The sequence below is a fragment of the Mucilaginibacter sp. CAU 1740 genome (genome assembly GCF_039839285.1).
Classification (GTDB): Bacteria; Bacteroidota; Bacteroidia; order Sphingobacteriales; family Sphingobacteriaceae; genus Mucilaginibacter.
In genome coordinates this window covers 149493-164093 of sequence record NZ_JBDOQS010000016.1, presented here as the reverse complement: position 1 = coordinate 164093, position 14601 = coordinate 149493, and the positions used below count along the sequence as shown (strand labels likewise).

General features: G+C 42.3%; 11 protein-coding genes. 6 read left to right on the top strand and 5 right to left on the bottom strand.

Annotated features, from left to right (window positions below; all coding sequences use genetic code 11):
* Window positions 1-6: 6 nt before the first annotated feature.
* The 5 genes from AAFN85_RS27820 (at window position 7) to AAFN85_RS27800 (ending at window position 9333) form a co-directional block, all read left to right on the top strand.
* Window positions 7-888 carry a hypothetical protein gene (locus tag AAFN85_RS27820; RefSeq protein ID WP_347531237.1) on the top strand — a complete coding sequence of 294 codons (882 nt, stop codon included), beginning with the start codon at window positions 7-9 and terminating at the stop codon, window positions 886-888.
* Window positions 889-1261: 373 nt separating this feature from the next.
* Window positions 1262-4540, top strand: coding sequence for a TonB-dependent receptor (locus AAFN85_RS27815; RefSeq protein WP_347531236.1), 3279 nt, complete (start codon window positions 1262-1264; stop codon window positions 4538-4540).
* Window positions 4541-4562: 22 nt separating this feature from the next.
* Window positions 4563-6095: a RagB/SusD family nutrient uptake outer membrane protein gene (locus tag AAFN85_RS27810; RefSeq protein WP_347531235.1), complete on the top strand. Its 1533-nt coding sequence runs from the start codon at window positions 4563-4565 to the stop codon at window positions 6093-6095.
* A 57-nt stretch (window positions 6096-6152) separates the two neighbouring features.
* Complete coding sequence (locus AAFN85_RS27805) at window positions 6153-8237, top strand: glycoside hydrolase domain-containing protein (RefSeq protein WP_347531234.1); 2085 nt, start codon at window positions 6153-6155, stop codon at window positions 8235-8237.
* A 241-nt stretch (window positions 8238-8478) separates the two neighbouring features.
* Window positions 8479-9333, top strand: a complete 855-nt coding sequence (locus tag AAFN85_RS27800; protein WP_347531233.1) for a glycerophosphodiester phosphodiesterase family protein — start codon at window positions 8479-8481, stop codon at window positions 9331-9333.
* 153 nt (window positions 9334-9486) lie between these two features.
* Here the strand turns inward: AAFN85_RS27800 and AAFN85_RS27795 are convergent, their stop codons facing one another.
* A complete protein-coding gene (locus AAFN85_RS27795) occupies window positions 9487-10269 on the bottom strand; it encodes an SDR family NAD(P)-dependent oxidoreductase (RefSeq protein WP_347531232.1) in 783 nt (260 codons plus the stop codon).
* Window positions 10270-10502: 233 nt separating this feature from the next.
* On the opposite strand from AAFN85_RS27795, the gene AAFN85_RS27790 reads away from it, so the two are divergent.
* Window positions 10503-11444, top strand: coding sequence for a helix-turn-helix transcriptional regulator (locus AAFN85_RS27790; protein WP_347531231.1), 942 nt, complete (start codon window positions 10503-10505; stop codon window positions 11442-11444).
* Window positions 11445-11447: 3 nt separating this feature from the next.
* On the opposite strand, the gene AAFN85_RS27785 is transcribed toward AAFN85_RS27790, so the two are convergent.
* The 4 genes from AAFN85_RS27785 to AAFN85_RS27770 all read right to left on the bottom strand — a co-directional run bounded on the left by AAFN85_RS27785 (window position 11448) and on the right by AAFN85_RS27770 (window position 14584).
* On the bottom strand, window positions 11448-12143 hold the full coding sequence (locus tag AAFN85_RS27785; RefSeq protein ID WP_347531230.1) for a Crp/Fnr family transcriptional regulator: 696 nt from the start codon (window positions 12141-12143) through the stop codon (window positions 11448-11450).
* A gap of 316 nt (window positions 12144-12459) precedes the next feature.
* A complete protein-coding gene (locus AAFN85_RS27780) occupies window positions 12460-13107 on the bottom strand; it encodes a response regulator transcription factor (RefSeq protein ID WP_347531229.1) in 648 nt (215 codons plus the stop codon).
* 33 nt (window positions 13108-13140) lie between these two features.
* Complete coding sequence (locus tag AAFN85_RS27775; RefSeq protein WP_347531228.1) at window positions 13141-13935, bottom strand: histidine kinase; 795 nt, start codon at window positions 13933-13935, stop codon at window positions 13141-13143.
* Window positions 13916-14584: a hypothetical protein gene (locus AAFN85_RS27770; RefSeq protein WP_347531227.1), complete on the bottom strand. Its 669-nt coding sequence runs from the start codon at window positions 14582-14584 to the stop codon at window positions 13916-13918. Before AAFN85_RS27770 ends, AAFN85_RS27775 begins: the two co-directional genes overlap by 20 nt.
* Between the last annotated feature and the right edge of the window lie 17 nt (window positions 14585-14601).

The following is a 14601-nucleotide window of genomic DNA, read 5'->3' as shown; positions in this document are numbered from 1 at the left end:
ACAGCCATGCAAAGATTTACTTTATCTGCACTTGCCATAACCGCAATAGTGGGCATTGGCAATATCACCACCGGGACAATTGAACAAAAATTAGATAAAGCCATTACCGTAGATTCGTTAGGTGCCTGCCAGGGTATCTCGTACCAAAACGGTCGCATATTTTTATATGGCGATAGGGAAGTAGGGATGATTCGCGAGTTTAAGCTGGAGCATGATAGCCTCATGTATCAGCATAAAGAATATAAGCTAACCCAAAACGGGCAGGATGTAATTAACCATCCAACCGGCATAGCTTACAATGGTACCAGCCCAACCTTTATAGGTAATTCTATTCGTTTAAACGCGGCAGGCTCACAATGGCGCGCGGTTATTTACAACGTAAACTGGGATGGCCTGCTTAAAACCGGTACGTTGGATGGCAATTTGATCAATACTATTGAAGACGATGCCTGTATTCAAGGCACCCGCCCCGAGTATATTAAATATAATAATAAGTGGTATGTAGCCACTGCCGACTATGGCGACCACGGCAACGAAGTACGCCTGTACGACCCCGAAAAACTGGCTAAAGCTAAAAGCACCAAAGAGCTTGGCGTGCTTTACAAAAAGTTTACATGCACACCCTGGGTTCAAAACCTGTTTTGGAAAGCAGATAAAGGTGTTTTGGTGCTTATTCAAAATAAAAAGGAAGGCCGCCAGTGGAAGTTCACTTACGTTGATCTGAAAAAATCTATCGAAAGCGGCAAGCAGGTAGTTATCAGCGAAGTTGATAGTATTGATAGGGGAGATGAGCTGGAAGGGTTCGCGTTTTTAGGTGGCGATGAAAAAGGTATCGCCGTTACCTCTTCGCACAAAAACAATGTGAACTTTACAAGTACTTCATGGTAGCTAAAAGCTGCTTAAAGTAAAAAAGCCCGCATTTGGGCGGGCTTTTTTACTTTATTGTTAATATAAAATTAACATTCAGATATCCTTTTCTTAAGATAGCTGGTTTAGTTTTGTTGTCATTATTACAATAATAATAACTGCTTATTGATATTGTTTTATAATAATTGAATAGTAATTATTAAATCGTTAATATTTTCTTTCATTCATTAAAATACTCGCCTATGTAACATTATCAACAACGTAATATCGAACTCGGCGATAAAATCAAGAACCGGTGAATGCGCTAACACTCACCTGGTCCGGGCAATTGTCAAATAACTCATAAGCGGTCCAAGGCTTTAAGTCATTTTTTTCAACAATCAATTTTAAAAATATGAATAAAAAGATTATTCCAAATCTTTTGAGCAGGTTTTTTTTAATTCCTGTATTATTTTCTCTGGTTTTGCTAAAACCTTTTATCTCAAACGCGTCTGTCAAAAGTAATACGCATGTTGCTGTAGCCCAGATAACTGGTACAGTTGTAGATGAAACCAACCTTCCTTTACCAGGCGTATCTGTACGCATAAAAGGTACCGATAAAGGTACCGCCACCAACACCAACGGTAAATTTACTATCAGTGCCGACGAAGGTGCAGTGTTGGTTTTCAAGTTTGTAGGTTACGAGGACCAGGAAGTAACTGTTGGTAATTCAACAACTATCAACGTAAAACTGAAACCACAAGCAAACATGCTGAACGAGGTTGTGGCCATCGGTTACCAATCTATCCGTAAAAGCGATGTTACCGGCTCTATCGCCAGCGTAAAATCAAGCGATCTGAACCTATCTGCTCCATCATTAGGGCAGGCTTTGGTTGGTAAAGTATCGGGTGTGCAGGTTTCTCAAACCAGTGGTGCACCATATACAAGCACCAAGATCAGGGTAAGAGGTGTTGGTTCGCTTAACGCCAGTTCTGATCCTTTGTATGTGATTGACGGTTACCCTGCTGGTAATGACCTTTTCATCAACCCTGATGATATCGAAAGTATCGACATTTTGAAAGATGCTGCTTCGGCTGCTATTTACGGCTCACGTGCATCTGGCGGTGTGGTATTGATCACAACCAAAAAAGGTAAAGAAGGCAAAGGCCGTTTTGAGTACGATGTACAAACCGGTGTTGACCAGCTTGCGCATAAAGTGAAATTGTTAAATGCCGATCAGGCTGCTTTATTGGTTATTGATGGCCGTAACAACGCTTATCATGACCTTTGGATCAACAGTGGCCACACATGGAACGATGCCATGTACTCTGATAATAACGCAACACGTGTTACTAATGTTGGTAACACCGGTAGCGTGAGTATCCCTGATGGTTTATACAATTTTGCTACTCAAACCCCGATCAAACAAACTGTAAATACCGATTGGCAAGACGAATTATACCGTAACGCAATTTTCCAGAAACACACTTTATCGTTCTCTGGCGGTGCAACCGGTATCCGTTATTATGTTAGCGGTTCGTACCAAAATGCTCCGGGTATTATCGTTTCAAGCGGTCAGCAACGTTATAACTTCCGTACCAATATTGATGGTGATGTTAGCAAACGGATCCACGTAGGTGCTAATATATCATACACTCAAAATACCAACCAGGAAATACCTGAAGGCCGTTTTGACCATGGTCCGGTTTTGGGCGCTTTGATCTACATGCCTTATTTACCGGCTTATAATGCCGATGGTTCATTAGCAACCAATGCTGAAGCTGCAGGTTCAAGCCAGTACGGTTACCAGGGCATTGAAAACCCGGTTGCACTTGCCGAACGTGTTAAACTTAACCGTAAAGGTTACCGCAGTACTTACAATGCAAACGTAACGTACAACATTTTGCCTGGCTTTAATTTTAAAACCAACCTGGGTACCCAAACTTATACCGAAAAATACGATTACTACTACCCAACTACATTAAGTAGCGGTACTTTCGCTCCGGGATCGCAACAATCAATACTGGCTGCTAACGCGCAGGCATCAAACTTAACAACTGTTGACAGGCTTGCCGAGTTTACCTTAAACTATAACAAACAGATCGGTAAACACCATTTCGACGCTTTGGCCGGTTATACCGCTCAACGCACCACTAACGATTATATTAGCGTTAGGGCCGATGGTTTCCAGAATGATAATATCCCCGAAATATCAAACAAAGGTGCTTTGGCTGCTAACTTCAGCTTAAACTCGGCCTACAAAAATGCCTACACTTTGTTATCATACCTGGGTCGTGCTAACTATAACTACGCAGGTAAGTATTTCTTAACCGTTTCTTTCCGTGCTGATGGTTCATCACGTTTCGGTCCGGCAAATAAATATGGTTACTTCCCTTCGGTTGCAGCAGGCTGGAACCTATCCGACGAGTCGTTCTATCACAACTTCCTTGGCGATCAATCAACAGTTAAGATCCGTGCAAGCTGGGGTAAAAGCGGTAACTTCAATATCGGTAACTACAATATCCAACAAACACTGGCAAGCCCTACAGGTGTAGTGCTTGATGGTAACAGCGCTGTAACAGCTACTTACCCTGGTGGCCTTAAAGATAATACCTTAAGGTGGGAAACTACTTCGCAGTACAACCTTGGTACTGATATAGGTTTATTTAACGGCAGGTTACAAATTATTGCCAACTATTACCTGAGCTATTCATACAACCTGTTGTACAATCAGCCAATATCTGCTATATCTGGTAGTACAACCATCCTTACCAACCTCCGCGATTCGAAGATCCGTAACACCGGTTTCGATTTGCAGTTAGACGGTAAGATCATCAACACCAAAGACTTTACTTTTGGCGCAAGTGGTAACATCTCGTTAAACCGTAACAAGGTTGTAAGGCTACCGGCAAATAACACCCTGATCATTAACGGTGCTGAGCGTTCATACCTTACCAGCATCACTACTCAAGGCCAGCCTATCGGTATGTTTTATGGCTTTAAAGTTGGTGGTATAATCAATGCGTCAAACTATGGTAAAACAGCTCCATCGGCAGCACAAACCAACCCTGCTAAAATAGGCGACCTTTGGTTTGTTGATACCAATAAAGATGGTGTTGTTAACGATGCTGATAAAACCATTATCGGTACCCCATACGCTAAATTTACTTACGGCTTCGCATTAAACAGTACCTACAAACGTTTTGATTTTTCGGCAGCGTTCAATGGCTCGTACGGAAACCAGATCCTTGATGGCCAGGATTACTACCTGTACAACGGAGAGGGTTCTGGTAACCAATATGCTAACGTAGCAAATCGTTACCGTAACGAAGCTGACCCGGGCGATGGTTCATTTTACCGCGCTTCACGTGCCGGTACACAAAGTAACAGTACCCGTTTATCAAGCTTTTACCTGCAAAGCGGCTCGTACCTGCGTTGTACTAACATGACCTTGGGTTACACACTGCCTACCTTTTTGCAAAATACTTTGGGTATCAGCAAAGCACGTGTATTTGCAAGCGTAGTTAACGCGTTTACCATCACCAAGTATAAAGGTTATAACCCTGATGTTGATTACAACTACTCTGGTGCCGCTTCAAACAGCACTCAAAACCCTAACCTTGCTCCTGGTATCGATTATGGTACTTATCCGCTGGTTAGGTCATACAACTTAGGTGTTAACGTTACTTTTTAATAAATTTTTTAAAGAGATATAGATGATGAATAAGAAATTTATAGCCATGGCCTGCCTTGCGGCCGTTGTGGCCATAGCCCCGTCTTGTAAAAAAGACTTTTTGAACGAAAGCGATCCCAATGCCATATCTGTTGATGCGAGTTACAAATCGCCTAATGATGTTTTGTTAGCCGTAAACGGTATCTACCAATCATTACGCAGCGGTAACAACGTTGGCGAAGGCAGTGACCTTTGGACAGATCAGCGCTCGGATGATACCGGTACCCAGGATAACCAATCAAACTCGGGCGAACCGTTTCAGTTTGGTAACTTCTCTATCCTGCCAACCAACACTTATCTTAAAAGCCACTGGGTATCAATGTATACAACAGTAAGCCGCGCCAATTCTGTGTTATCACACATTGATGGGGTTTCTTTTCCTGATAATAATGTTAAGCTGAAATATGCTGCTGAAGCTAAGTTTTTACGCGCCTTTATTTATTTTGATCTGGTGCGTACCTGGGGCGATGTGCCTTTGGTAACTAAAGCTTTATCATCGGCAAGTGAGGTTTCGGCTCAAACATTCCGCGAAAAGCAAGCGGTTGTTTACCAGCAGATCATTGCTGACCTGAAAGATGTATTGAATAGCCCGCTGCCTAACCTGCAGGCTTCAACCGGTCGTGCTTCAAAAGCGGCTGCCAACTTTTTGTTAGGTCAGGTTTACCTTACCATGGGTACCACAATAGATCAGGCAAATAGCCAGGCTAACCTTACCAATGCTAAAACATATTTAATGAATGTTTACAACATGCGCACTTTTGGTGCCTTGAACACCATTCCTTATACCGATGTTTTTGATGTTACTAAAAAAGCAACCTGCCCGGAGTTGATCTTCCAGATCGTAAATATCCAGGGCGATTTGAACTACAGTTCATCTATAGCTGCTAACTTCCAGGCTAAAGGAGAAACTGTTAACTCGCAAAAAGTATCAACAGGTGCCGGTTATAACGTTACTCACGATTTGATCAACGAGTACGAAACTACTGATCCACGTATGGCATTTTCTGTAAAATTTGCTAATGACCCTATTGTAAAAGATTGGTTTGTAACCAAATTTAGAGATGTTAGCACCGCGGCCGGTATTAACGGTTACGGCGGTAACGACTGGATCCTGATGCGTTATGCTGATGTGATCCTTTCATTGGCCGAAGTTAACAACTACCTTGGCGATCAGGCAACTGCTATCAGCTTCCTTGATCAGGTGCGTGTACGTGCCGGTATGCCAACTTACGCCGCTTCGTTAACCAACAGTGATTATGCTGGTAAATATCCAACACTAAAATTGGCTATTTTACATGAGCGCCGCGTTGAGCTTGCATTTGAGCATCACCGCTGGTTTGATCTGTTGCGTACTTTTAACGATGCTGACCTGGTTGCTTACTTCCACGCGAAAAAGCAAACTGATTTTGGTTTGGCTTCGTTAGCTAACTTTACTACTAAAGATCGTTATTTCCCGATCCCATTTGACGAGACCAAACTTGATCCCGTTAAAATGTATCAAAACCCGGGTTATTAATAGCTATGTTACATTGAAAAGGAGGGGCTTAACCCCTCCTTTTTTTATTTTGCCGCCATGAAAAAATCATTCATCGCTTTTTCTTTTCTACTCTTTTCAGCCGTAACATCCAACCTATCGGCACAAATAAAAAAACAAGCTACTAATACACCTGCCGATATGGTAAATGTATTTGTAGGTTCATCCGGCGATCATGGTCAGATGTCGCCCGCGGCATCGGCACCGTTCAGTATGCTGAGCATCGGGCCACAAACTTATCCTAACCTGCATATGGGTTATGAGCATAAGGCCAAAGTGTTTCTGGGTTTTACGCACAATCGTTTTGAAGGCGTTGGGTGCCAGGGCAGCGGTGGTAACATTTTGATTAAACCATTTTTGGGCGATGATGCCAAAGCCTGCATTTTAAATAAATCGACTGAGTCTGCCGGGCCGGGCTATTATAATGTATCGTTTGATAATCATATAGCGGTCAAGGTAGCTGTTGATAAAAATTCGGGAATCGAGAGTTATACTTTCCCGCAAGGTAAAAAAGGTTTTTATATCGATTTGAGCCATACCCTGGCTAATCGTTTTGTTGCCGAAGAACACACGTTTGGTAATAATGAAATTACCGGCTGGGTTGATTCGCGCACTACATGTAACGTAGGCACTTACCGCGTTTACTATTGTATTAAATTTAACCAGCCCGTAACGTTTGTTCCGGGCGATGAGCATAAACTAACCGCTACTATTGCTAATAACCTGCAACAGGTACGGGTAAACGTAGCGGTATCATCTGTAGATGTTGAGCATGCCAAAGCATCTGTCACAAAGCAAAGCATCGAACAATTAAAAGTTCAAAGCAGCGCGGCGTGGAACCAGGTTTTAAGCCGTATCAAAGTAAAAGGCAACCCTGAAAGGGAGAAGCTTTTTTATTCGATGCTGTACCGTACTGTACAATCGCCTTATGTAGTTTCGGAGTCGGATGGTAGTTTCCGTGCTACAGATGGCAGCCTGCAAAAAACAAAAGACAGCGTTTACAATGGCTGGGCTATTTGGGATAATTACCGTACGCAGTTGCCGTTGCTTTCTATTTTATATCCGGATAGGTATAAGTCGATCACCACATCGGTAGCTAACCTTTATCGTTTCGGCAAAAAAGATTATGCCACCAAACATGAGCCATCAAACACTGTACGCACGGAGCATGCTATTGTAGTATTGCTGGATGCCTACCGCAAAGGCTACCCGGTTGATTTTGCGGCCATTGCCGATTCGTTAAAAGCCGATGTTGATAAACTTGATTTTTCACACCCGGATAAAGCTTTGGAATCGAGTTATGATACCTGGGCCTTTTCGCAGATCCTGTCTATCATGGGTAAAACGGAACTGAGCAATCAGTACAAACAAAAAGCACTCGCTTATAAAGAATACTGGAACAAGGATTTTAAAGATGTAACTAAGAACGACGTAGACCGTGTATCTGCCCGTGGACTCTACCAGGGTACCATATGGCAATACCGTTGGTTTGTTCCGTTTGATATTAAAGGGTTAACGGAATTGATAGGCGGCCAGAAAGAATACATCCGCCAGTTGGATCAGTTTTTTGATAACGATTATTATAACCACGCCAACGAGCCGGATATCCAGGTGCCTTACATGTACAATGCCTCGGCAGAACCCTGGAAATCGCAGGCTATGGTACATAAATACGCTGTCGATACCGTAGTGCAATATTACTTTAATGATAACAGCCGGGGTATTGATCCCTTTGTCGATGTGATCTATCAAAACAAGCCGGATACTTATGTGCGTACTATGGATGATGATGCCGGTGCTATGTCGGCCTGGTTTGTTTTTGCCGCTACAGGTATTTCGCCGGCTTGTGTTGGCTGGCCGGTTTATTATTTAAATGTGCCGCTGTTTAAGCAAGTAACTTTTGCATGGCCGGGTGGTAAAACTTTCAATATTACGGTGCCTAATTATGTTGAAGGCAGAAAGTATATCCAGTCGGTAACATTGAATGGCAAAAAGCTTAATCGTAACTGGCTTACACAACAGGAAATTATGCAGGGCGGTACCTTGGTGATCACCGCGGCTGATAAGCCTAATGAGCAGTTTGGGGTGAGTGAGCAGTGGGTATCGGGTATTGAGATGAAGTAATAGAAATTTAAAAAAACATGTCATTGCGAGCGCAGCGCGGCAACCGCACGGAAGTAGAGCTCTGTAAAGTATGCGGTTGCTTCGTACCTCGCAATGACATGTTTAAAATGGGTGTCATGCTGAGCCTGTCGAAGCATGGTGGGCAGGGCCTCGGCGCGCGACCCTTCGACAAGCTCAGGGTGACAGGCCCGCCTGCCTGATGTCACAATAACATATTTAAGGATATCTAACTTAATAACACATGAAACTAAAACTATTGATCCTGGCCTCAACCATATCACTATCGGTGAGTGCCCAAAACAAGATCCAGGTAACCGCCCACCGTGGCGACTGGCGCAATGCCCCCGAAAACTCGGTACGCGCGTTTCAATACGCCGCGGCGATGGGCGTTGACATTGTTGAATTAGATTTAAAGAAAACTAAAGATGGCGTTATCGTGATCATGCACGATGAAACCATTAACCGTACCACCAACGGAAAAGGCAAAGCATCCGATTTTACTTTTGATGAGATCAGAAAGTTTGGTTTGCGCAACGGCCTTGGCAGGGTTACCAATAACCAGATCCCAACACTAAAAGAAGTGATGCTGGCGCTTAAAGGTAGCGGAGTAAAAGTAAACCTTGATAAAAGCTACGATGTTTACAACGAAGCTTACGCGATACTGAAAGAAACCGGTACACTGAAACAAGCCATATTTAAATCGGAAGTAACCTATCCGGAATTGAAAGCCCGCTACCCGCAGCTGCTTGATAGTATTACCTATATGCCGGTAGTTAGCTTGGATAAGCCCGAAGCCAAACAGATCATTGTTGATTACCTGAAAAACATGAAGCCTTATGCTTTCGAACTTATCTTTACTAAAGATACTTCGGCTGTTTTGAAGGATAATAAATTCATTACTAAAACAGGCGCAAAAGTTTGGATCAATTCGCTATGGGCATCGCTCAACGCAGGGCATGATGATGATACAGCTGTTGAGGATGGCAACAAAAAAGATAGCTGGGACTGGATCATAGCCCACGGAGCTACTATTATTCAAACCGATAGGCCGAAGCTGATGATTGAGTATTTGAGGGATAAGAAGTTGCATAAATAGAATACATCCAACGGGCTTTAAGTCGATGATAAAAAAAGACGTCATTGCGAGGTACGAAGCAATCCCCAACTTACAGAGCCGCCCTGTATAGTTTGGGATTGCTTCGTACCTCGCAATGACGTTCCTATTTATTTTTTCTGATTTAGAATAGCTTTACCCTCCCGTTTCCATAAACTTCGCCCCAACCTTACCCGCCTGCTTAAGCAAAATAGCCGGCGCAAGCCTGCTCATTACTTTTATTGCGCGGGCTAAACCAGGATAGATCTCCAATTTGTCTTTTCGCAAACCTGCTATTGCTTCATCAATCAGCTTACCCGGATCCATCATCATTTTGGGATCAAAGCCGTCCATATCGCCAAACTGATCATTTAAAGGTGTGCTTGATCCCGGTGCCACCAGTTCAAAAACTTTAACCGCGCTATTTTTTAACTGCACTCTTAATGATTTGGTGTATGATCGTAAGCCCGATTTGGTAGCCCCATAAATTGGAGAAACCGGGAAAGGCATCAGCGCAATTCCCGATGTTACGTTCATAATAGCGGCCGCTTGTTGTTGTTTTAATAGGGGTAAAAATTGTTGTATCATGCGGATAGGCCCCATCAGGTTGATCTCAACCTCGCGGGTAAGATCTTGTAATCCGGTTGAGGCATCATTAAGGCTGATAGCCCGCATTTCACCCGCGTTATTGATCAATACGTTAAGTGCCGGGAATTGCTTGCTTATTTCATTGTAAATCTGTTTGATGGCTTCGGGATCACTCACATCGCTTTGAAAGGTATGAATGCCGGGGAGTTTTTTGCTTACTTCATCAAGCCTGGCCTGGTTACGGCCTGTTATAATAATGGTATTGCCTAATGTTAATAATTTAGATGCAAATTCGAATCCGAAACCGCTTGTTCCGCCGGTTATCAGGATGGTATTATTGTTGAGTTTCATTGTTGAAATTTTATGCGATAAAGGTAGGAACAGGGATAAGTCACCGTTTATCAATATCAATCCATTGTTTATCAAATTCAAATCATTCGGCGGTCGTTAATTCAAGGAGTTTTTTAATAATTGGCTGTTTTTTAGTGAGATGTCTGATAGTGATGTGACTTGCGGTTGACTTGCCCTTTTATATATTTCATATTTTAATCGATAGCTTTGTTAGTATCAATAAGGGGTAGTGTATGAAAATGATCACTGTAGAAGACTTTTATAAAAATGCTGCGGCATTTGGCAATACCACTGTCGAATCGTTATTGCCAGCCGGCATCAACAAGGAGATAGGGCACTTTAACGTGTTTAATGTTAAGGAGATCTTTGAGCGGATAAAGAAGGATCCATCGCATGTGCCCTACAACCGTCGCCTGTATTATAAAATTAACCTGGTGCAGGGCCACAACATTGCCGAGTACGCCGATAAAACAATCCACATTGAAAAAAGCGCGCTGTTATTTGGTACCCCAAAAATCCCCTACAGCTGGCAACCTCAGGACCTGAACCAGGCAGGCAGTTTCTGCATTTTTACCGATGAGTTTTTGGTGCAATCAAAAAGCGGCGTGGTGCTGGATGCCCTGCCTATTTTCAGCCCGGGCGGTTGCCCCGTGTTTTTACTCACCGACGAACAAACCGAAGAAATAGCCGCCATCTTCAAAAAAATGCAGCAGGAAATAGCTTCCGATTATCTTTATAAATATGATCTGCTCAGAAACTACGTGCTCGAGCTGATCCACTACGGCCAAAAGCTGCAACCGCTAACAACTTATAATAATTCGCATAATGCCTCGGCAAGGGTATCATCACTGTTTATCGAACTGCTGGAAAGGCAATTCCCAATAGCATCGCCCGATCAAAAAATAGCATTACGCACAGCTAAAGACTATGCCGATCAGCTTGCTGTGCACAGCAACCACCTCAATAAAGTATTAAAAGAAAGCACCGGCAAAACCACTACCGAGCACATCGCCGCCCGCCTCATCCAGGAAGCGCGCATTTTATTGAGGCAGACTGATTGGAATATCTCTGAGATAGCCTACAGTTTAGGCTTTGAACAACTTTCTCATTTTTCCAACTTTTTTAAAAAGCAAACGGCGTTATCTCCGGTGGAGGTTAGAAATTTGGTGGGTTAGGGGTTACAAATCCGTATCCAAAGTCAGCGCTAACAACCCATCATAATTAACAATAGTTATCTTTTTGCCATTGGTATTGATCAGTTTTTCCTGTATCAATTCATTTACCACCCTGAAAACGGTTTCATAAGTAGCACCGGCGTATGAGGCCAGGTCCTGGCGGGTAAGTTCAACATTGATATGGCCTTCGGTGTTGGTACCGAATTGATCTTTAAGAGATATTAAGGCTTGGGCTACGCGGCCTTTAACCGGCATGTGGGCAAGGTTGCGCATTTTGCGTTCTGCTTCCTGTAGTTCATCGGCAAAAAACAGCATCAACTCGTAGGTAAATTGAGGGTTTACTTTTAAAGTAGCCTCAAAAAATTCCATATCTACGTAACAGATAATCCCCGGCTCCAGCGCTGTGGCCGAAATAGGGTAGTGGGTAGCATGCTTGCCCAACACACGGTGACCAAAAATGGCACCTTTGTTAGCGAAGCGGATAATGAGTTCTTTATCGGCACCCCATTTTTTGTGCACCTTCACGTTGCCCTCGTAAACGAAATAAATCCCCGTCACCGGATCGCCTTCACTGAAAATAACCTGACCTTTTTTAACTGCAAAATTCTTTTTATTGGCCGCGATTGCCGGAATCCATTCCTTAATGCAGCTTTTGCATAAAAAACAAGTGTTATTGTCGCATTGGATGTTTTTTTTCATTAAAAATTACCCGTGTTTGTCAACTTAAGATGTAAAAATATCAATGAATATTGTAATTATTGCAATTTTTATAAGTTTTTAGTGTAATATTTTTGCTTTTAATTGATTGTTTGTGATTTAATTTAATAAAAATTGATTTTTAGAAAGGTTTTTTATGCTTTAATGGCGTTTTATATGGCTCTTATTTTTGTTTTTTATTGAGAAATTTATAGATTTTGAGATATAAGCCTGCGGTTGTTTGAAAATTGGTTATAAAATCAAGGGCATATTTTAATAAGATGCCCTTGATTTTATAAAAGTAAAGATGGGAAAGCATCTATATCATCCCATTCTTAACCGCGAACATCACCAATCCGGCGGTGTTACGCACACCAACCTTATCAATAAGCCGCTGCCTGATGCCTTCTACAGATCGTGGACTAAGAAAAAGCTGTTGTCCCATTTCAGCGGCAGTTTTTTCGGCGCAGATCAATTTTAAAACATCCTGCTCGCGTTCGGTAAGTTGAACGCCTTCGTTAAATGATGGCTTTATGTTCCCTTTTATTACCAGCTTTTTAAGTAGCGCGTTACTTACCACGTTGTTGAAATAATAGCCGGTTTCATATACTGAATAAACCGCTTTCCTGATCTCTTCGGCATCGGCGTTTTTTAGCAGGTAGCCGTTTGCGCCAATTTCCATCAGGTGGATCACAAATTTTTCATCATCGTACATGGTTACCACTACGATCTTTATATCCGGGTATTTCTTTTTAATGATCTTGGTGGCTTCCATGCCGTCCATAACCGGCATTTTCAGGTCCATGATAATTACGTCGGGCCTGTTGGTTTCAATGCCTTTTACCAGGTCTTCGCCATCGGCTGCTTCCAGTATTACTTCAAGGTTTTCGTCGGTGGCCATGCCAACCTTCAGGCCATCTCTATATATGGTATAATCATCGGCTATGGCTATTTTAATGTTTTTCATCGCCTTAAGTATTGAATAGTAAATGTTTTTTAACTAAGCGGGGATATCGATATCAACATAATATCCCTCGTACTTTTTTGAAAATTTGAGTTCTCCTTTTAATAAAATAATGCGGGTTTGTATGGCTTTTAGCCCCATGCCGCTTTTGCTAAACTTAAACGCTTCGTACTCATCATGGGCAAGGCCTTTACCATCGTGAAAAATACTGATATGAAGCGAGCCATCTTTATACACCGAGGTGATACCTATATTTTTTGGCACGGCATGTTTAATAATGTTATTCATTAGCTCCTGCACCATACGGTATATGCTCATGTCGTTTTCACTGGTTTGCTGGTTGTAAGTACTATCCAGTTGCGCGGTGATCCTGATCACATCCTGCGAACCAATTTTTTCGGTGAAATGCCTTATCGCTTCATTTAAACCAAACTCTTTCAATATACTCGAGTGCAGGTTGTGCGAGATACCGCGAACCTGTTTTATGGCACCATCAAGCAGCTCCTGGCCTTTATCGTAACGGGGTATGTTATTTTTATCAATAGCGTTGATCTTTACACCCTGAAAATGAAGTTTGGCCGATGAAAGTATGGCTCCAACTTCATCATGCAGCTCTTCGGCAATGCGGTGGCGTTCAGATTCTTCGCTTCGTACAGCGGCTTCAATTAATTGGTTTTGCTGCGTTTGGTGCAGCTTTTGTATGTTTTGGTGGTATTGATATTTTTTACGCTGAAAGAAAATAAAAATAAGCAAAATACTCGCGAATAACGAAAGCATAACTGCTATCCCCATAAAAAGCAGGAGCTTAATATCATCGTTCGTTTGATTCATAAAGGCCTTTTGCGATAAATATACATAAAACAGTATATGTAAAGTTGTGGATGTTCCACAGGCTTATGGCAAAGTTATGTAGCCTGAATGTTAACTGGTTGTAAAGCAGAAAGATAAAAAAGTTTATCGTATAATATATCCCCAAACCGGTAACTATCCAAAAGTCGGGTTGTTTTTTACCAGGTTCTTCATCTTCGGTTATTTTATACAGGTAATACTGCATGCAGTAAAACATCATAATTACGGCTTCTAACGAGAGCAGGCGACTGCTCAGTTGGCCGTAATCAAAAAAATCCTGAAAAAAGCTAAAATTGATCAGCACAAAAGCCAGAAACGCGAACGGTGCTATCTTTTTTGCGCGCGACAAAAACGGCTGTTTTAGCCTGATGAAAAACACACTGAACAACAATAGCCTTATAACTGAATGAACATTATAAAGGTAGTTATTGGTATTATACGGACGGGGCAACACCAGCTTTAACTTCCACACAGTATCAACGGTGATATTGATGGCGAGTGCTACCCAGATATAAACTACAACCGGCTTGCTGAAAAACGGTTGCTTCTTTTTTAAAACAAGAATGGTCAGGGGAATGAGCAATGCCCAAACCTCCGACCAGTCGGCTATACTTTGTATAATTTCAACCACGTTAAGCAGTGTTTAGT

Excerpts from the sequence above, each read along its gene's own strand:
- AAFN85_RS27780 (WP_347531229.1), bottom strand. The coding sequence starts at position 13,107 with ATGAAAAACATTAAAATAGCCATAGCCGATGATTATACCATATATAGA.
- AAFN85_RS27810 (WP_347531235.1), top strand. The coding sequence starts at position 4,563 with ATGATGAATAAGAAATTTATAGCCATGGCCTGCCTTGCGGCCGTTGTG.
- AAFN85_RS27800 (WP_347531233.1), top strand. The coding sequence starts at position 8,479 with ATGAAACTAAAACTATTGATCCTGGCCTCAACCATATCACTATCGGTG.
- AAFN85_RS27790 (WP_347531231.1), top strand. The coding sequence starts at position 10,503 with ATGAAAATGATCACTGTAGAAGACTTTTATAAAAATGCTGCGGCATTT.
- AAFN85_RS27785 (WP_347531230.1), bottom strand. The coding sequence starts at position 12,143 with ATGAAAAAAAACATCCAATGCGACAATAACACTTGTTTTTTATGCAAA.
- AAFN85_RS27820 (WP_347531237.1), top strand. The coding sequence starts at position 7 with ATGCAAAGATTTACTTTATCTGCACTTGCCATAACCGCAATAGTGGGC.
- AAFN85_RS27795 (WP_347531232.1), bottom strand. The coding sequence starts at position 10,269 with ATGAAACTCAACAATAATACCATCCTGATAACCGGCGGAACAAGCGGT.
- AAFN85_RS27805 (WP_347531234.1), top strand. The coding sequence starts at position 6,153 with ATGAAAAAATCATTCATCGCTTTTTCTTTTCTACTCTTTTCAGCCGTA.
- AAFN85_RS27815 (WP_347531236.1), top strand. The coding sequence starts at position 1,262 with ATGAATAAAAAGATTATTCCAAATCTTTTGAGCAGGTTTTTTTTAATT.
- AAFN85_RS27775 (WP_347531228.1), bottom strand. The coding sequence starts at position 13,935 with ATGAATCAAACGAACGATGATATTAAGCTCCTGCTTTTTATGGGGATA.